General features: G+C 50.7%; 13 protein-coding genes. 7 read left to right on the top strand and 6 right to left on the bottom strand.

Features of this window, described 5'->3' with window-relative positions; genetic code table 11:
- The first annotated feature begins 107 nt into the window (after positions 1 to 107).
- From ACLO87_RS08510 to ACLO87_RS08500, 3 genes are read left to right on the top strand one after another with little or no spacing between them, the layout of a single operon-like run.
- Positions 108 to 866, top strand: coding sequence for a response regulator transcription factor (locus ACLO87_RS08510; protein WP_430223389.1), 759 nt, complete (start codon positions 108 to 110; stop codon positions 864 to 866).
- Positions 866 to 2,308 (top strand): sensor histidine kinase, encoded by a 1,443-nt coding sequence (locus tag ACLO87_RS08505; RefSeq protein ID WP_430223388.1) that lies wholly within the window; start codon positions 866 to 868, stop codon positions 2,306 to 2,308. Before ACLO87_RS08510 ends, ACLO87_RS08505 begins: the two co-directional genes overlap by 1 nt.
- 53 nt (positions 2,309 to 2,361) lie before the next feature.
- Positions 2,362 to 3,282, top strand: coding sequence for a bestrophin family protein (locus ACLO87_RS08500; protein WP_430223387.1), 921 nt, complete (start codon positions 2,362 to 2,364; stop codon positions 3,280 to 3,282).
- Between the two features lie 37 nt (positions 3,283 to 3,319).
- On the opposite strand, the gene ACLO87_RS08495 is transcribed toward ACLO87_RS08500, so the two are convergent.
- Positions 3,320 to 4,324 carry a helix-turn-helix transcriptional regulator gene (locus ACLO87_RS08495; RefSeq protein ID WP_430223386.1) on the bottom strand — a complete coding sequence of 335 codons (1,005 nt, stop codon included), beginning with the start codon at positions 4,322 to 4,324 and terminating at the stop codon, positions 3,320 to 3,322.
- A gap of 199 nt (positions 4,325 to 4,523) precedes the next feature.
- On the opposite strand from ACLO87_RS08495, the gene ACLO87_RS08490 reads away from it, so the two are divergent.
- From ACLO87_RS08490 to ACLO87_RS08475, 4 genes are read left to right on the top strand one after another with little or no spacing between them, the layout of a single operon-like run.
- Positions 4,524 to 5,795, top strand: coding sequence for an MFS transporter (locus ACLO87_RS08490; protein ID WP_430223385.1), 1,272 nt, complete (start codon positions 4,524 to 4,526; stop codon positions 5,793 to 5,795).
- 9 nt (positions 5,796 to 5,804) lie between these two features.
- On the top strand, positions 5,805 to 7,574 hold the full coding sequence (locus tag ACLO87_RS08485) for an ABC transporter ATP-binding protein (protein ID WP_430223384.1): 1,770 nt from the start codon (positions 5,805 to 5,807) through the stop codon (positions 7,572 to 7,574).
- Complete coding sequence (locus ACLO87_RS08480; RefSeq protein WP_430223383.1) at positions 7,571 to 9,349, top strand: ABC transporter ATP-binding protein; 1,779 nt, start codon at positions 7,571 to 7,573, stop codon at positions 9,347 to 9,349. Before ACLO87_RS08485 ends, ACLO87_RS08480 begins: the two co-directional genes overlap by 4 nt.
- 44 nt (positions 9,350 to 9,393) lie before the next feature.
- On the top strand, positions 9,394 to 11,490 hold the full coding sequence (locus ACLO87_RS08475; protein ID WP_430223382.1) for a TonB-dependent receptor: 2,097 nt from the start codon (positions 9,394 to 9,396) through the stop codon (positions 11,488 to 11,490).
- Positions 11,491 to 11,598: 108 nt separating this feature from the next.
- On the opposite strand, the gene ACLO87_RS08470 is transcribed toward ACLO87_RS08475, so the two are convergent.
- Genes ACLO87_RS08470 through ACLO87_RS08450 form a run of 5 tightly spaced genes read right to left on the bottom strand, consistent with a single transcriptional unit; the run spans position 11,599 to position 17,570 of the window.
- Positions 11,599 to 12,786 carry a YncE family protein gene (locus ACLO87_RS08470; protein WP_430223381.1) on the bottom strand — a complete coding sequence of 396 codons (1,188 nt, stop codon included), beginning with the start codon at positions 12,784 to 12,786 and terminating at the stop codon, positions 11,599 to 11,601.
- A 40-nt stretch (positions 12,787 to 12,826) separates the two neighbouring features.
- Complete coding sequence (locus tag ACLO87_RS08465; RefSeq protein WP_168246811.1) at positions 12,827 to 13,135, bottom strand: DUF3325 domain-containing protein; 309 nt, start codon at positions 13,133 to 13,135, stop codon at positions 12,827 to 12,829.
- Positions 13,132 to 14,814, bottom strand: coding sequence for a PepSY-associated TM helix domain-containing protein (locus ACLO87_RS08460; RefSeq protein ID WP_430223380.1), 1,683 nt, complete (start codon positions 14,812 to 14,814; stop codon positions 13,132 to 13,134). The genes ACLO87_RS08465 and ACLO87_RS08460 overlap by 4 nt, the downstream gene beginning before the upstream one ends.
- The gene (locus ACLO87_RS08455) at positions 14,811 to 15,128 is read right to left on the bottom strand and encodes a DUF3649 domain-containing protein (RefSeq protein WP_430223379.1); all 318 of its coding nucleotides are present in this window, start codon (positions 15,126 to 15,128) and stop codon (positions 14,811 to 14,813) included. Before ACLO87_RS08455 ends, ACLO87_RS08460 begins: the two co-directional genes overlap by 4 nt.
- A gap of 9 nt (positions 15,129 to 15,137) precedes the next feature.
- Entirely contained in the window at positions 15,138 to 17,570 is a 2,433-nt protein-coding gene (locus tag ACLO87_RS08450; protein WP_135862475.1) for a TonB-dependent receptor, read from the bottom strand.
- Positions 17,571 to 17,830: the final 260 nt, after the last annotated feature.

Here is a 17,830-nt window from a genome sequence, read left to right as displayed (position 1 = left end):
CTAATTTAATAATGAGAATAATTCTTGTTTGCCGTAAGATTAGCGTGTATGGTTTTAGGCTGTGTTTTGTCGTGTGTTGAGAAGCAGCAGAATTGTATTGGTATGTAATGGACGAGCAAAAAAAACTACCGCGTAGCGTATTAATTATTGAGGATGATCTGGAGTTAGCCGAGTTAGTGGCGCAAGAGCTTCGAGTTGGAGGCTTCACAACCTATATTGCGCAAAGTGGCAGGGAAGCGGCCAAGATACTAAAAGAATCTACCATTTCGTTGGTGTTGCTGGACTTGATGCTGCCAGGAGAAGATGGCCTAGAAATATGCAAACAGATTCGTCGCCACGAACACTCGCCGGCGATCATTATGGTGACGGCGCGTGGGGAACTGGCCGACAAAGTAGCTGGTTTAGAGCTGGGTGCTGATGACTATGTAGTCAAACCTTTTGAAGCGCGTGAGTTACTCGCACGTTGCAAGGCAGTGATGCGCAGGCAGGGTGGGGCCTCTACTAACCAAGTTATATCGGCACCGCACATGGCTGAGCCTGTGCGTTATGGCTTTCTGGGATGGCAGTTAGACATGAAGGCAAGGCTGCTGTATTCGCCAGAAGGGGTAACAATTTCATTGCCCAATTCAGACTTTCACGTTTTAGTTACACTGATCGAGGCACCTAACAAGGTGCTGCCTAGGGCTTTGCTGTTAGAAAGAGCTTTTAGCCGTAGCATGAGTTATGAAGACCGTGCGGTGGACGTATGTATTAGCCGCTTACGTCAGCATTTAGAAAAAGATAGGTCCAAGCCAGAACTCATACGCACAGTACGTAATGAGGGTTATGTACTGTATGTAGACCCTGCACAGGTGTCCGTGCAGTAATGGGTTCTACCTTGTCAGCAAAAGCGAGAAGCCTAGGGGCTGTGCTGTATAAAATCGCCTACTTCTTTTACCCCGAGCGTCTACGTAGCAAGATTACTGTGGTGGCTGTGATGGGTTTGTTTTTGGCTCAGGCACTCACCAGCACTATGTGGTCGCAGATGCGGCATCAAGCGCTGGTAGAAACGCCTGCACGCATTGCAGCTGTACGTTTTTCTGACTGGTACTTACATGCAGAGTCACAGCTAAAGCTTGGGCAATCTATTAGCCACGAATGGTTAAATGGCGTCTATGCCGTAGAGCGTAACCAGCCTGTCTCACCCAATTATGAGTCGAACATACACGATGATCTGGTGTCATTCTTTGGCAATATCATCCAGGAAAGAACGGGCGCGTGTGATGATTTTCGCCTGATTTCTGCCAACAAAATACAGACTACTAAAGCCGATAGTAATGGCTTTTTTGCACTGTTCTCTGACGGGCTAGCTCTGGTAGATGTGTCCTTTGTGGCGGTGTTTAGGTTATCTAATGGGCAATTGTGGCAACTGCAGGTGACCGAGAACCAGGGTTGGAGCTCTATAGGTACGGTAGAACTTATCTACGATTACTTTCTGCGTATCTATTTTGTTAGGCTGATTCTGGTCGTGCTGGCATTGACGCTGTGTCTGAACTTCATCTTTAGACCCTTAAAAAAGCTAGAAAAAAGCGTCAAGGAAATGGACGTAAACAGGCACCAGGAAACCATCCAGCTAGGAGGCTCTAAAGAGTTCAAACACTTAGGAGATGCCTTTAATAGCATGGTTGAGCGCTTACAGAAGCATATAGAAGAGCGTTCGTATTTCTTCAGTGCTGTCTCGCATGATCTACGTACTCCCATCACACGCTTAGGCTTACGGGTGCAACAAGTGGATGATGTGGTGCTACGGAAAAATCTCAGCCGCGATATTGAGCAGCTCAATGAACTGGTGAACTCTACGCTAGAACTGATGCGTTTTCAGACCTCTACAGAAGAAGCCGTGGCCGTGGATGTAGGGGCGTTGGTGACGGCAGTGAGCGTGAATAGGCAAGATCTAGGTGAGCATATTGTGTTGGGTGAGGTGGAGCCGGTTACGCTGAAAGTACAAATTCAACGATTACGACGTTGCGTGGAAAACCTGATCTCCAATGGCCTGCGCTATGGGTCTACAGTACATGTGTATGCGCATAAACGTGCGCAGGAATATGTCATTACAGTAGCCGATGAAGGGCCGGGTATTCCGCAGGACGAGTACGCTAAGGTACTGCGTCCGTACTATCGTGTTGAGACCTCACGAAACCGTGAGACGGGTGGTTATGGATTAGGGTTGAGCATTTGCGATGAGGTCATGCGAGCGCATGGCGGGCATATTCAATTCACCCACGATAACCAGCGCTTTTGTGTGTGTTTGCATTTACCCTTGCCCTAGCCAGAGCGACAACCGTACACTGAATTTCTATAACCCTTTTTGCTACTTTCATTATGATCGTCCGCCCAGCCTCTCGTTCACCGTGGTTGCTGCTTTTTACCTTAAAAGGCTCCATCGTTTCCATTGTTTGGCGACGTGTAGTAGCGATGATGCTGCTCGCAACCTTAGTGGTGTTTTTCGAATATAAATACTCTATGGATGCCGCTGGCTTAGGGGCTGTTCCATTGATGTTGGTGGGTTTGACGCTAGCGATTTTCTTGGGCTTCAGAAACAGTGTGGCCTATGAGCGTTGGTGGGAAGCACGCACCTTGTGGGGTGAGCTGCTGATCGTGACGCGCAATCTGACACGTCAAACCTTAAGCTTTACCGATAATCTCCCCGAAGATCAAAAACGCGTATTAGCACACCGTTTGGTAGCTTTTTCCCATGCCTTGCGCCATAAGCTACGTGGCAGTAATGCGACTGCGGATTTAACCCGTTGGTTGGGGGAAGATAATGCGCAGCGTTGCTTGGCGTCGTCTAACCCACCTAATGTGCTGTTAGGCGAGCTAGGGCAGGCCTACGCGCAACTACGACGTGATGGGCAGATAGATAACATCTTGTTTGCTGACATCGATAAACAGCTAAATAGGCTGTCTTACATTGCGGGGGGCTGCGAACGCATCACCAGCACGCCTATGCCTTTTGCCTATATTTTGCTGCTGCACCGCACAGTTTATATCTATTGCTTGTTACTGCCGTTTTGCTTGGTGGGTAGTTTGGGCTGGATGACACCTATTATGGTGGGCGTGTTGTCGTATACCTTCTTTGGGCTAGATGCCTTGGGCGAGCAAATTGAAGAGCCGTTTGGCCTGCAAGCAAACAACCTGCCTTTGGATGCGCTATGCCGCAGCATAGAGATTAGTGTGGCAGAGTTATTAGGCGATGAAGAAGTGCCTGCACCTATACGTCCATTTGATGGCGTGTTGATGTGAGTTTGGCGGCGCGAGTACTGGGTGCGTTGCGGCTGTCTTAGTTAGGCTGTGTTTTTGCTTCACTTAGTAGCCATTCTTTAGCCCAGCGCTTGGGTGGCATACCTATTTGTTGGCTGAAGGTTTTACTGAAATGGCTGATATTAGAAAACCCCACACTTTGCGCGGTGTGGGTGACAGAAAAGCCATGCGCCAACATCGCCAAGGCCACATCTATGCGTATGCGCGTAAGACACTCGTGCACAGAGTAACCAAATAAGGTTTGAAAGCCTGCTTGCAAGCGTTTCTCGTTGAGCCCTACGGCTTGCGCCAATGCGGCGACGGTCCACGTATCGGTGTAGGTGTTTTCGAGTAAGGCTTTGGCGCGTACCAGTTTGGGTCTGTCGGTAGGTAAGGCACGCTGTGTACTGATGTTGCCGTTGCTCGTGATCTTGCTATGAATGATGGTGGCTAAGGCTTCGGTCGCTTTGGCACACAAAAACATGTTTTTGAGTGGAGAGTCTGCATAGCGGTGTTGGCAGTGCACGATCTCTGCAGCTAAGCGGCGCAAGCTGCTGCTTAGGGGCAGGGTACTCATGCATACATCCAAATGCGGCATGTCAAGTTTGGCAGAGCGCATTTGTTGCAATATGTCGGACATGGCTAAGCCGGTTAAGCCTTCCAGTGCACTGGCGGTGATATGCACATTGACCAATTTGAAGTCTTTTTCTGCTGAGAATACATCCCAGCCACTGATAGGCTGATTCGATGCCATCAACAACACCTGCTCATTGCTCAGGCGTAGGTCAACCCCATCCTCAATGGCGGCTTCTATGCGTCCTTCTAGCAAAAAGCTCATGGACAGCGCTTGCTCAGTTTCGGATTGGAACACCCATTGGTCGCTAGGGCTGCCGTACATGCTGCAAATATTGACCCCAGCGTTGGGGCGTTCTAGCAGCATGGTTTGACGCCAGGTGTCGGGCACGCCATCTAGCTTGCTTTCCACCATCTTGGCCGGGTTGTGCGAGAGCACGCTTGATGGTCTTTCTAAAGACAGCCCATTCATACAAAAAATTCCGTATTTGACAAGTTTTGTCCGTAAAGCGTGAGCCTTAAACCGCGCTATCGCTCATGCTTACACTCTTATTGTATCGCTAAATGATAGTGATAATGATTGTCAATTATTATGACTGACTGTGTACTGATATGGGTCAGTAAAGACCATTCATATTCCCTGATTTTTCTCGTAGAAGGTTTGAGTTTCAATGGCTACCCACATGGCTGATCGTGCTGCCCGTTTAGGTTTACGCCAGTTATTACCGGCAGTGGCGGGCATCTATGTGACCCAGTCCATCATCACGGTGTTAATTACCCAGGCCTTACCCACGTTACTACGTGACCAAGGGGCATCCTTAGAGATCGCAGGGTTGACCGCATTGTTGTGGTTACCGTGGGGCGTCCGCTTTCTGTGGGCGCCGTATATAGAGCGGTGGCGTTTGCCATTAGGTACAGCCGAAAGGCAGTCCAGAAAAATTGTGCTGTTAGGCCAGTGGATGATGGCATTTATCTTATTTGCCATCGGGGTGGTGTGTTGGTACGAACAACTGTCACTGGTCACGCATATAGGGTGGATTTTAGGCACGCTATTGTTGGCAGCACTGGTAGCTGCAACGGCCGATATTGCCTGCGATGGTTTTGTGGTGGATCAACTGTCTGAAGGACGACGAGGCTGGGGCAACAGCATACAAGTAGGGGGCGCTTACGTAGGAGCCATGCTGGGTTCAGGTGGCTTCTTGTTGTTGGTGCGCTGGTGGGGATGGGAACAAGCACTTATGGCCACGGGGTTGGTTATTTTGTTGTTGACGGTGCCCATGTTGATGGTGAAAGAGCCAGCCAGAGCGCACAGTACAGAAAAAGACCACCATCCCAGTTTGTGGTACGCCTTTCGCCGACCCGAAGTGCGCTTGGGGTTAGTGATGCTCTTGCTATCCAGTGTGGGCATACGGTTGTCCTTAGGCATGTTCGGACCCTTTCTGCTGGATAAAGGTATGGACCTAGATCAGGTGGGTTGGTTGTTTGGCTCGTTGTACATAGGGGCTGGGTTGGGTGGGGCCATCGTGGGTGGATTTGTTGTGCGCGTTGCGCCAGGTTGGCGTGCAGTATGGATAGCTGTAGCGCTTAAAGCCTGCATTTTGGCATTGTTGGCGGTGGCGGCTCCCGTGGCGTCTTTGTCGGTGGTGACTTTCTTGATTGTGGCAATGTTTGCCGTGATGGGTGTGCTGTGGGTGGCGTTGTATTCCAAACTGATGAGTTTGGCGTCCCCGTTGCAAGCCGGGGTGGATTTCACCTTGTTCCAAAGTGGTGATGCGTTGTTGGCTGGTGTGGCCGGCGTGCTGGGTGGCTGGTTATCGCAGCATTTTGGGTATGCCACCTGCTTTGGCTTGGCGGCTGTGTTGACGCTGATCGCAACCGTGTTGGTACGTCATCAAGATCAATCAGGCCGTGCCACAACGGCGGCTACGCCTAGTCAGGGTTAAGGGTCTGGCATGTCTACCAAAATGAGTAAAAAACCTGACAGTGCTTGGGCCATTATGGACCCAGTTCGCGGACAAATACGCGTGTCTATGGTGTTGGCCGGTATTAGTGCGGCAGCGGCATTAGGTGTGGCGGTGGCATTGGCGTGGGCCGCACAGGCGTTGTTGCAAGAGACAACGCAGTATCCGTGGTGGCCTTTATCGTTGGCATTGGTTTTGACGGTGCTGGCACTAGTATTGCGACTGGCGGCTTTTAACCAGTCGCACTTTGCTGCCTTCAGACTGGAAACCTTACTGCGTACGCAATTGGCTACTCATTTAGCTAGCGTGTCGTTAGGTTATGTACAGAAAATGGGGGCGGGGGCTTTGTCTAAAGTCATGATGGAGGACGTCAAAGCCTTACATGTGTTTGTCGCCGACTCTTCGCCGTTGTATGCGCGTGCCTACATTTCGCCCATTCTGACGTTTGTGTTGCTGTGTGCGTTGGACTGGCGGTTGGCGCTGGCAGCAACTGCAGTATTAGTCATCGGTGTTGCCGCGGTATCGCTAGCGTGGCGCGGTGGTGACGAAATGATGCGCCAGTATAACGAGGCTACAGAAAACGTCAGTGCAGCGGTGGTGGAGTATGTGCAGGCCATGCCGGTAGTACGTACTTTTGACAGTGGAACGGCTACCTTTGGGCGCTATCAGCGTGCGTTAGAAGCCTATAGAGATGTAGTCACGCGCTGGTACAAAAGCGCGGGAACGTCCTCCAGGCTGTCGCAAATTATTCTAAGCCCGCTACCTACCTTGGCTGCTTTGCTGTGGCTAGGTGCATGGATGTTTAGCCAGTCATGGCTAGACGCTGCAACGTGGATCGCAGTGTTGCTGGTGGGTACGGGTATGGCGGAGTCCTTACTGCCGTTGATGTCGTTAAAACACTTGGTGGGTAAAACCCAAATTAGCATCCAGCGTATTCAAGAGGTCTTGGCGGAGCCTGCGTTACCTACCGTCAATGAGGCACACAGTGCTACGCCTGCAGACGCGAGCTTACGCTTTAATAACGTGAGTTTTTCTTATGCGGAAAATGAAGCCTTGGTGTTAACCGATGTGAGCTTTGACGCCCCCCAAGGCAGCGTAACGGCATTGGTGGGTGCCAGTGGTGCCGGCAAAACGACGGTGGCGCGTTTGATCTTACGTTTTTGGGACGTTAGCGAAGGCAGCATACAGATAGGTGGTGTCGATATACGTACTATGTCGCCACACACCTTAATGCAGCAAGTCGCATTTGTATTCCAAGACACGTTTTTGTTTTCTGGCAGCATCGCCGACAACATACGTTTAGGTATGCCAGAGGCGAGCATGGATCAGATTGTGGCGGCGGCTACAGCAGCGCAAGCACATGAGTTCATCATGAGTTTGCCGCAAGGCTATGACACACCTACTGGTGAGCGTGGTGCTTTTTTGTCTGGAGGGCAGCGTCAACGTATCACCATTGCGCGCGCTATTTTGCAGAACCGACCTATTTTGGTGCTAGACGAAGCCACTGCTTTTGCTGATCCTGAGAACGAAGCTGCGCTGATTGCTGCCTTGTCTCACTTGATGCGTGGCAAAACAGTGGTGATGGTGGCGCATCGATTAAATACCATCCGCCATGCCGACCAGATCGTGGTGTTTGAACGTGGGCATGTAGTGGAAAACGGTAAGCACGACGTGTTGGTAGAGCAGGGTGGTATGTATGCACAGTTATGGCAGCACTACGAGCAAGCGCAGCAGTGGGCATTTAAAGGAGCGGCGCGATGAGCACACCAGCATCTCGTACACAAACAGTGACGTCATTACGCGAAACTTGGCATCAATTACTGCGCAGTGCTCGCAGTCGTGCTCCCCGTTTGCGGGCAAGTTTGATAGGTTTAGCGGTATCTGCGGCAGTACAAGGGTTGGCGTTGGCGTGTGTACTACCGCTATTTCAGGCTTTGATTCCTAGTAAAAACTGGGTAACAGCCTGGCCGTGGCTGGCTGCTTTATCACTGTTAATGTTGTTAAGCATGGTGATACGTTGGTGGGCAATGGGTTTTGATTACCGCGGCGACATGGTGCAAAACACGCACGAATTGCGCTCTGCGTTGGGCGAGCAATTACGTCGTATTCCGTTGGAGAAGCTACAAGACAAACGTGCGGGCGAAATCAACGCAACATTGCTGGGTGGGGTAGACGAAAACCTAAGCTATTTGCTCACGGTAGCCAACATCATGGCGAATGCCTTGATCATGCCACTGGTAGTAGCGCTGGTAGTGTTATGTGTGCAATGGGAAGTAGGGGTAGTGTTGCTGTGTGTGTTCCCGTTGCTGATACCTTTGTATCGTTGGCGACGTCCGGCCTATGGTCGTGGCATGCGTATCTTGGCTGAAGCAAATGAGCGCGTGAGCGCCGATATTTTGGAGTACACCCAGGGGTTACCTGTACTGCGCGCGGCATGTTGTACCGGCGAAAAAGCGCAGCACTTACATGATAGTTTCGCCTATGTAGAAGCTGTGCAAACCATAGGGCAGAAAAAAGGGGCGAAGCCTAATCTGGTGTTGTCGGCCGTGATGGAACTAGCCATTTTGGTGGTGGTGTTTGTGGGGGCATTTCTGGTCACACAGGGCCACGTAGACAGTGCTCTATTTGCGGCGGTGATGGTATTGGTAGTGCGCTTTGGGGAACCGCTGGGCGTGTTCATCCTGAGTACCAAAATGCTAGACATGGTAGAGGCATCGCTACATAAGATCACGGCGTTGATGCAGACTCAGCCTTTAGCGCAACAACAGCCAGCAGCCGCACCTACACGCTACGACGTGCAGTTTCAGGATGTGCATTTTAGCTATGCCGGGGGTAACAAGCCTGTGGTGGATGGCGTTTCTGCTACCTTTTCGGCTCGTAGCTTAACGGCATTGGTAGGCCCTTCTGGCAGTGGGAAAAGCACCTTAACGCGTTTACTGATGCGCCATGCTGATCCACAAACTGGAAGCATTCAGATTGGCGGTATAGACCTACGTGCGATAGCGCCAGAAAAACTCAATGCACTGATTTCTATTGTGTTCCAAGACGTGTACTTATTTGACGATACCGTGTTGGCCAATATACGTATGGCTAAACCCGAGGCTTCCGATGCCGAGGTAGAGGCTGCTGCGCGTGCGGCGCATTGCCATGATTTTATTAGCTGCTTGCCACAAGGCTATATGACCCGCGTGGGGGATATAGGAAGCCGTTTATCGGGTGGTGAGCGTCAACGTATCAGCATTGCGCGCGCCATGCTGAAAGATGCCCCTATTGTGATCTTGGACGAGCCTACTGCAGCGTTGGATACGCAAAGTGAAGTTGCTGTGCAGGCCGCCATTGATGCTTTGGTAAAAGAGCGCACCGTCATTGTGATTGCGCATAGGCTATCCACGATAGTGGGGGCAGACCAGATAGTAGTGATTAACGAGGGAAAGGTGGCTGAAAAGGGTACACATGCCGAGCTAATCGCTCACCAAGGTGTGTATGCCTGTATGTGGCAGGCCAGCGAAAGCGTTAAAGAGTGGCATGGCGTATGAGACCACATCACCACGGCTTTTATTAAACAGGGTATTACTTCATCATGAATCCTATGATTCCATCATTCAAGCTATGTTGCTTAAGCGTGGCGTTGATGTCCGTGCAAGCGGCTTACGCTGCAGAAAATGAGACGAACGACAATGACGTACAGTCGCTTTCGGCGATTGTGATCTCAGCATCCAAACAAGGCGAAAAACTAGAGAAATTCAATGGCGCGGCAAGTGTGGTCGAGCGCTATGAATTAGACGATGCGCAAGTCAACGATACGGTAGATTTGGGTCGAGTATTCCCCGATTTGCAGATGTCGTACAGTGGCTCGCCTTTGTTTCCGCAGGTCACTATTCGTGGCGTTACCTCAGCACAAGATTTCTATAACCCAGCGCTGACGGTGTATGTGGATGGTGTGCCGCAACTACCTGTGGCAGCGTTGCAGTCCTTGGTGGATGTAGAGCGTGTAGAGCTACTAAAAGGTCCGCAAGGTACCTTGTACGGTAAAAGTGCTCAAGGTGGCGTGCTGAATATTGTGACGCGCCAGCCAGATAACGATTTTCAAGCGCAGATTAAAACGGGCATCTCTAACCGTCATGGTTACCAAGTACAAGCCAACGTATCGGGCCCGTTAGTGGAAGACCTGTTGTATGGCTCAGTGTCGCTGCTGAAGAACCAAACACCATATTGGTTAGAAAGCGATGTGTTGGGCAATAAACTGGGCCGTACGCAAGCCGAGGCAGGTACGTTTAAGCTTAGGCTGGCGCCTACTGGCAGCCCTTGGGAAATGGGTATCGCGGGTGGCCGTGATTGCGCTAAAGGAGCGCACGATGTGTACACGCCCTACGATAATATTGATGATAGAACCGCCTTTGCTTGGTCTGATTTGCCTGAGGCCTATCGCGAGGTATACCAGCGCCGTTGTGTTAACTCATTAACTGGGTCGGGCCAATATCAATGGGACGATTGGCAGCTAAACGTCATTCTGAACACGCAGCATTTGCGTTTGGAGCGCGAGTATCCCTTTGCCATGCAATACTCTTGGCAGCCTGAACAGTGGCGTCAAGACGTACAAGAGTTGCGCCTATCAACGCGCCCGCAAGAGGCCGGTACCCTGCACAGTCGTAACTGGGATGGGGTATTCGGCTTATATAGACAAAAAGTGAAGCAAGCACGCCAGTACAAAATTGACATGGTAGTGCCTAACTACATGCCCTATCTGGAAAGTAATTCTAGGAATGAAAGCGAGTCCTTAGCGGCCTACGGTAACGTGACATGGCATGTGACGCCCAAGCTAGATCTGACAGGTGGTTTACGCTTGTCGCGTGACTCGGCTAAAACGGACTTTGGTGGCCACATGGGCGGTGTGCCTGTGCGCGGGGATAAATCCATACACGAAAACACATGGCTGACGCATGTGGCGGCAGGGTATCAATTTACCGATGCGTGGCGTGGTTATGTGAACGTGGCGCAAGGTTATAAACCAGCAGGTTATAACTTGGCACCTACCAGCATGGCAGATGCTGAAGGCTTTGGTAGAGAGCGTTCTACTAGCTACGAAATTGGCGCTCGTTATACCACTGACGATGTACGCTTCAGTGTGGCGGCGTACCGTGTGAACAGCAAAGATACACAGTTGTATGGTGATAGCCAGATGGGGTACCAAACACTGAAAAACGTCGGTAAAACACGCTCTACCGGTTTGGAGTTTAATGCTGAGTGGGATGTGTCACAGTCCTTAACGTTGGCAGCCTCAGGCTTTATTAACGATGCCAAGTTTGTGAAGTATGTGGCGAACACCTGCACGGGTTGCGAGAACAATCGCGTACCTTTCACGCCTAGCCATGGGCTGACGATTGCGGCGAAAGGCAACGTGCGCGTGGGCAATACTAGCTTGCGTCCACAAGTGGCTGTACGTCGTACGGGTTCACTGTATTTCGATAGTGCCAATACACTGAAGCAAGAAAGCTATACCTTAATTGACACGTCGATAGCGTGGAACGTGAGCGATAACGTAGAGCTAGCCGCGTATATCCATAACCTGACTGATAGAAAATACCGCACTTACGGTTTTTCCTACGGTGCGTTAGGGAATTTTGCTCAGGTAGCGCCAGGCCGAGTGTTTGGTTTGACGGCTACATGGATGTACTGATGAACATGTAGCGTTAGGTCGGGGTTGCAGCCTAACTGTTTATCATTACTAATAAAAAAAGGCCGCACTGAGCCATACAGTACGGCCTTTTTACTACTGTGAACGTGCTTAGAAACGAATGCGTACTACGCTTTCTTTAGCGCCTTCAGGTGTGTCAGCCTCATTTTTGATGGTGACATACAGGTCGCCCGTGGCAGGGTTGAGTGCCAAGCTATTGGGGTGAGCAGGTAGGGCGATGGTTTGCAGCAGTGTATTGTCAGTGCTGTTATATACGGTTAGGGTTCCCTCGCCGCGGTTGGTGACATATAAGCGTTGGCGCTGTTCATCAACCAACAGATCCAAAGGCTCTTTGCCGGTAGCGATGCTTTGTTCTACGTTACCGGTTTCAGGGTTAATGACCACAACGCGATTTCCAGCCCCTCTGGGTGTGTAGTCCACTAATTTTCCGGCGTTTTTACGCATGCCATCAGTGCGTTCGTCACCTACATCGGTGGCAAGCAGTCGCTTGCTTTGTGCGTTAAAGGCTAAGTTAATAAGCTGATCTGCTTGTACTTCAGCCGTTTTCGTAACGTTAAGTGTTGCTGTGTCTACGGTGATGACTTGGCCTTGGAAATTGGACACATACAGCTTGTTGTCTTCGCTATCCAGTGCTGCACCCCTAGCGACGAAACCAAACCCAGGAATTGTTTTTTCTACGGCTAGTGTGTTGAGGTTAACCACGTACAGCACACTGTCTTGGAACCATAAACCCGGCGCAAAAATACGCTGATTTTTTTTGTCCAGCACTAGCTCTCGGGGGTAATGCGTATAGAACTCTCGCTCCGTGCCATCAGGCGCTTTGCGCATGATTTTCTCAGCTAACTGAACGGTGGTGAGCACTTTATTGCTAGCGGTATCCACTACAGTGATAGAGCTGTCTACGGCATTACCCACATAAAGGCGATTGGCTTCATCGTCTAAGGTGAGCGCAAATCCTTTGCGTTCTAGAGGAATTTCACCTTTAACAGTGAGGGTGGCGGGATCTAACAGGAAGATGGTGCTGGGGGCAGAGCCTTCCTCAAAACTGCCCGCAGATGCGACGTAGAGCGTGTTGTGACGCGGGCTGAAAGTCAGTTGATACAGACCCTGTGCCAGTTCTACGCGTTGAACGTCTGGGGTTGAGCGTTGTGCGGAGGTGGCAGCAGCAGTAGTCGTGGAGGCTGACGTACTGTTATGGCTACTTTCTAAGGTGTTGCAGGCACTCAGAAAAAGTACGGCACATAACACGGTATTGAGTTTGAAAAGTGTGCGTTTCACAGAAGACTCCTTGATAAAAGACGAATGATTCAATAACGAACTAGCGCGAGTTCTGTATACGGCCCAGTACGACTAGGCCAAGAAAAACCAGACCAGCAGCAAAGCTGGTGTGCCCGCTGTAAGCGACAAAGCCAAACCCAACTCCCATGGTGTAAATGGCCACTGCTAGGCTGACGAGTAATAGCATCCACCCCAACATGCGTAGGGCGCGTAGGGTGAAGGATGAAAACTCTTTGTCGAAGACATCCATTTGATGCCTATAGAGCGAAAAGGCGAGGCAAGCAAAGCCCAATAGTGCGGGTAGAAAAATTAGGCAGTGCGCAAGCACATCACTACTTGCAGGGCTCATGAGGCCTCTCCTTGCGACCCACTGGTAGTTGGAATATTCACGTCGGCAGTTTTGGCCACCATGCTGTGGCGGGAGCTGGCGGGCTTGGATGATGGCACCGCTTTATGCTTGCTGCGGTGGTGCGTGACACGCCATGCTAAATAGCCGTGCAGCACAGCCAATAGCCAGAGGCTGATGTCAAACCAGAAGAACAACCAATCTCCTGTTGTGATGCTGTGTAACAAGTGCTTATCGGTAATAAAGAAGTTGAGTACCGGCAGCAAGACTAGCAGCAGGGTGGCGGTGTAGAGCAGCTCTACCCAGGCGCGTTTAGCTGGCCGTACGCAAGCCCATACCAGTGTGAGTAGCCACGTGATAAAAAAGCCATGTATTTCCCAGCTAGCTCGTTGTGCCATGTCTAGTGGGAGTAAGCGGTTCAGCCATAGGAATGCCGTCATGGCGATAGAAAGTCCAGCAATACTGGCAATGTTGAGCCGCTCTACCAGAGCAAAACCAAAGTAGGGCTGAGTAGGATTAGGAAGTTTGGTGCGGCGCTTTACCGTCCAGAGCACTAAGCCAGTGCCTACCATAGCGGTGCCTGCTAGACTGACCAAGAAGTAAAACCAACGCGTCACAATGTCGGCAAAACGTCCTAGGTGTAAGCCATAGAGCACCCCTTGGGTGGTGGCTGCCGCGCCGGAGGACTCTTTGGCGAATAACAGCTCTCCATTCGTACCATCAAATAACAAGTATTGAGGGGTGATGGAAATTCGTTGAGATTGCTGTCTTGCAACGGCTACGCGAGCATTACTGTCATTGGCAAGGTTGACTTGTACGGCCCCCACGCTATTTGGCCCCCAGCGCTCTTCGGCTTGCTGCACCAGTTGACTAATAGGCACTAAGGTGGCGGGTGTACCTGAGGCTTCGCCCATAGGTAGGAAGAAACGCATTTCACTGTTGACCGCAGCGCGGTCGGACATTGAAGGCAGTTGCTGCATACCCCAAGGCATGTAGAGCAGCATTAAGGTGATGAGTCCGCTCCACGTAATCATGAAGTGAAACGGCAGTCCTAATACGGATAAAGCGTTATGGGCATCTAGCCACGAACGCTGTCCCTTGCCCCATCTGAAGGTAAAGAAATCTATAAAGATTTTCTTATGCGTAATCACGCCGCTGATGATGGCCACCAGCATGAACATAGCGCAGATGCCTGCTATCCAACGTCCCCATAAGGGTGACATGTAATGCAAGTTAAAGTGAAAACCAAAAAAGAAATCTCCGCCCTCGGTATCTCGAATAGCGAGACGTTGGCCAGTTTCTGGATCAAAAATGGCACGCCCAAAAGCAGGAGAGCCAGGGGCTGCGGTAGGTGGGTTACGCCAGAAGGCACTGGCAAGAGGGTTGCGGTCGGTAGGCAAAGTTAGCAAGGCTAACGGTGCATTGGGTGCTTCCTCAAAAATAGTGTCGACTATACGTTGACTGACTGCGGGGGCAGGAATCGCAGAGTCAATCTGCAGCTCTGGACGCATATAGGCCGAGATTTCATCCCTGAAATACGAGACCGTACCGGTAAGGAAAATAGCGTAAAGAATCCAACCCGCCAGTAATCCCGTCCAGATGTGTACATTGGACATGATTTGGCGTACACCTTGGGGCTTGCTGGTGGGAGGGCGTTTGGCAGTTTTTACAGCAGTGTTCATAGGGCGCTACCATTCAAGTAGTGCCACAAAATGGCGCTTAAACATAACAGACTAGAAAGCACTAAAAAAACCCATGCACGAGTGGCGGTACGTGCAAGAAAAACGCCAAGCACAGCAATACCCCAAACGAGAAAGCTGAGTTGTGCGCCCCACAGCACCGCTTCGGAGGACGCAATGGGCAGTGCCAACGTGGCGACGGAGAAGAGGGCTGCCAGTACATAGCAGCCCACTGTGGCGGCAAGAATTCTAGAGAGCAACGGAAGTTGCTCTCGTAATGAAGTCCATTGCCGCACAAAGAAAGAAGAGTGCTTCATGGCTGGCAATTAGAAGTCTATTTGCATAGACAGTCTGAAGCTTCTTGGTGCGCCAATAGAGGCGGAGCCATTCCAGACGCTAGACCAATAGCGTTTGTCGGTAGCATTAATCACGTTTGCTCTGAATGTGACTTTGTTGCTGGCGATTTTGGTAACGTATCGCAAGCCCAGGTCTAGGCGTGTCCAGCTGGGGATTTTCTGTGTGTTTTGCACATCTACCCATTGGGAACCGGAATACAGCGCCGAGGCAGACAGCGTCAGGTTATTCACCCACGGGGTATCCCACTCTAAACCTAGAGTAGAGTTCCAGCGGGGTACACCAATAGCCTTTTTGCCATTGAGCAAACCACCATTGGATTTAGTGGCTACGGCATCGGTGTACACCACCCCTCCTAGCACACGCAGTCTAGGGTGCAGTTCGCCAGCTATAGCCCACTCAATACCGCGGTTTCGTTGTTCGCCATCAGGGCTGTAGCTGTTGGTGGCAGCATTCTTTATCAGGCTAGGTTTAGCAATCTGAAAAAAGCTGATTGTATTGAGCAGGGTGTCGGTATCCCATTTCAAACCTACTTCGTACTGTTTGGTTTTATAGGGAGCAAACATCTCTCCGTAGTTGGCCGCTGATGCGTCGGACACTGTACCGCCTTGAGACAAGCCCTCTATGTAGTTAGCGTAGAGGGAGATAGGGGCTTCCCACGGTTTGACGACTACAGCGATAGCAGGAGTTAGCGCTTGTTCGTCGTAGTTGTCGGTGACTTGTCCTGCTGCATTAAAGCCTTTTTGCTGTACGCGCTGTAAACGCATACCTAAGGTCAACAGCACACGATCGTCTAAGGCAGATAGGGTATCGGCTAAAGCCACACTGCTTAAAGTGGTTTCCCCCGTTTTGTATACGTCGGGCTCAGCAACGTCTAAAGGGGTTGCAGGGTTATACAGATTGGATTGCCACGCTTTAGAGGCCGCTACCGCACCTGACTTTTGAGCAATAGCATTGGCGCTTAGCACCACATTATGGTTAATAGAGCCTGTAGAGAAATCACCTCGTATACCGAGATCTACGGCATTAACATCGAAATAGTTGTTGATAGCCATGCCCAAGGCGGTGAAATCACCATTAGGTTGGGCACGTTGTCCAAACGCATTATTCAAATAGCCGGAGCCCTTTTGACGTTTGGTGCCGCCCATAATAAATGCGGTCCATTGATCGGTGAGATCGTACTCCACAGAGCCAATGATCGCTTTGCTGGATGAGTTGCTGTAGGCATTGGTCAGTTGATTCAGAGTGGGGTCTGGTGGGCGTGGGATGTCGGAAGAGGCGAAGCTGGTGAGCAAGGGTGCACCACCACGTTGCTTTTCACGTATGTCGTATAAGTCTAGCGACGCACGCAGGCGTTCACCTTGGTAGTCCAGTGCAACGGAACCCAGTGTACGGTCTTCCTTTTGGCCATCTATATCTAAGTCGCCATGCGCTTTGGCCGCGTTTACGCGTATACCAAAACTTTGATCTTCACCAAAGCGTCGACCTAGGTCTATGTGTCCGCCTACATTGCTATCAGATTTCAATGTGGCAGTGAAACGCGTGATAGGGTCGTCGGTCGCTCGTTTAGGAACTAGGTTAATCACGCCGCCTATAGAACCACTAATAGACATGCCGGTTAACAGAGCACCAGGGCCCTTAATAATTTCTACCCTGTCTAGCAGTTCTGTTGACGTACGATTATGCGGTACTAAACCAAACAAGCCATTCCATGCCAGCTCATGGCTTTGCGTCCAGAAACCACGTACATAGGTGTGTTCGCCTACACCTCCTTGGGGAAAAACGCTGCGTACAGCAGGGTCATTGCGCAGTACTTCAGCGACAGACGTGGCTTGCTGGTTTTCAATGTACTCAGAGGTAAAGCTGGTGGTGCTAAAAGGGGTGTCCATCACGTCCTTATTGCCCAGCAAGCCAAGGCGGCTTCCCGAAGCAATTTGACCGCCAGCATAGGCCGCTGGCATAGCATGCTTAGTACCTGTGACTGTTACTACCCCCAATGTGGTGGCCGCACTCTCAGAGTCAGCGGTGTTGCCACGTAGGGTGTAAATGTTATTGCCAGAAGGCACGATCTGAATGTTTGAACCAGCCAGTATTTTTTCTAACGCAGCATAGGCTGTATAGGTTCCTGTGACAGCGGTTGACTGCTTGCCTTCCACGATACTGTCCGAAAACAGTAATTGGCTGCCTGATTGTTGTGAAAAGGCTTGCAGCGCGCTGGATAGAGTTTGCGCTGGGATCGTAAAGCTGTGTTGGCTTTCTTGTGCGATAACAGGCTGCATAGCAGCTATGGCACACAAAGCACTGGCTACCAAGCTGTTGGCGAGGGTAGGTCTATTGCCTAATAAGGGTTGGGCAGGCGACATGGCTGTACTGACGGCGGCACGCCACAAATGAAATGACTTCATGTGATCTCAACTATCAAAATGAACGACACAGTAACGCCGCGTAGGGCGAAGCTTCTTATTTTTGTATGGCACTAGCCAAGAACAGGGAGGGCATCTACGTTATTCGTAAACGCACCGATCCGCCTGTGTATGGGCTAGTGCCAAATACAGGGAGCGATAGTGGAGATGACAGCCATTTATATATTCTCTATAGGTAATAAACAGTCTTCTTGGTGCGTGATAACACCAAGCCGTACCGAAGGCCAAAAAAGTAGGCCATA

This window comes from Paenalcaligenes sp. Me52 (genome assembly GCF_050487965.1).
In the GTDB taxonomy this organism is placed as follows: Bacteria; Pseudomonadota; Gammaproteobacteria; order Burkholderiales; family Burkholderiaceae_B; genus Paenalcaligenes.
This window is presented reverse-complemented; position numbering and strand designations above follow the sequence as displayed.

What these genes read in the sequence shown, in the direction of transcription:
- ACLO87_RS08510 (WP_430223389.1), top strand. Translation starts at nt 108, where the DNA reads ATGGACGAGCAAAAAAAACTACCGCGTAGCGTATTAATTATTGAGGAT.
- ACLO87_RS08505 (WP_430223388.1), top strand. Translation starts at nt 866, where the DNA reads ATGGGTTCTACCTTGTCAGCAAAAGCGAGAAGCCTAGGGGCTGTGCTG.
- ACLO87_RS08500 (WP_430223387.1), top strand. Translation starts at nt 2,362, where the DNA reads ATGATCGTCCGCCCAGCCTCTCGTTCACCGTGGTTGCTGCTTTTTACC.
- ACLO87_RS08495 (WP_430223386.1), bottom strand. Translation starts at nt 4,324, where the DNA reads ATGAATGGGCTGTCTTTAGAAAGACCATCAAGCGTGCTCTCGCACAAC.
- ACLO87_RS08490 (WP_430223385.1), top strand. Translation starts at nt 4,524, where the DNA reads ATGGCTACCCACATGGCTGATCGTGCTGCCCGTTTAGGTTTACGCCAG.
- ACLO87_RS08485 (WP_430223384.1), top strand. Translation starts at nt 5,805, where the DNA reads ATGTCTACCAAAATGAGTAAAAAACCTGACAGTGCTTGGGCCATTATG.
- ACLO87_RS08480 (WP_430223383.1), top strand. Translation starts at nt 7,571, where the DNA reads ATGAGCACACCAGCATCTCGTACACAAACAGTGACGTCATTACGCGAA.
- ACLO87_RS08475 (WP_430223382.1), top strand. Translation starts at nt 9,394, where the DNA reads ATGAATCCTATGATTCCATCATTCAAGCTATGTTGCTTAAGCGTGGCG.
- ACLO87_RS08465 (WP_168246811.1), bottom strand. Translation starts at nt 13,135, where the DNA reads ATGAGCCCTGCAAGTAGTGATGTGCTTGCGCACTGCCTAATTTTTCTA.
- ACLO87_RS08460 (WP_430223380.1), bottom strand. Translation starts at nt 14,814, where the DNA reads ATGAACACTGCTGTAAAAACTGCCAAACGCCCTCCCACCAGCAAGCCC.
- ACLO87_RS08455 (WP_430223379.1), bottom strand. Translation starts at nt 15,128, where the DNA reads ATGAAGCACTCTTCTTTCTTTGTGCGGCAATGGACTTCATTACGAGAG.
- ACLO87_RS08450 (WP_135862475.1), bottom strand. Translation starts at nt 17,570, where the DNA reads ATGAAGTCATTTCATTTGTGGCGTGCCGCCGTCAGTACAGCCATGTCG.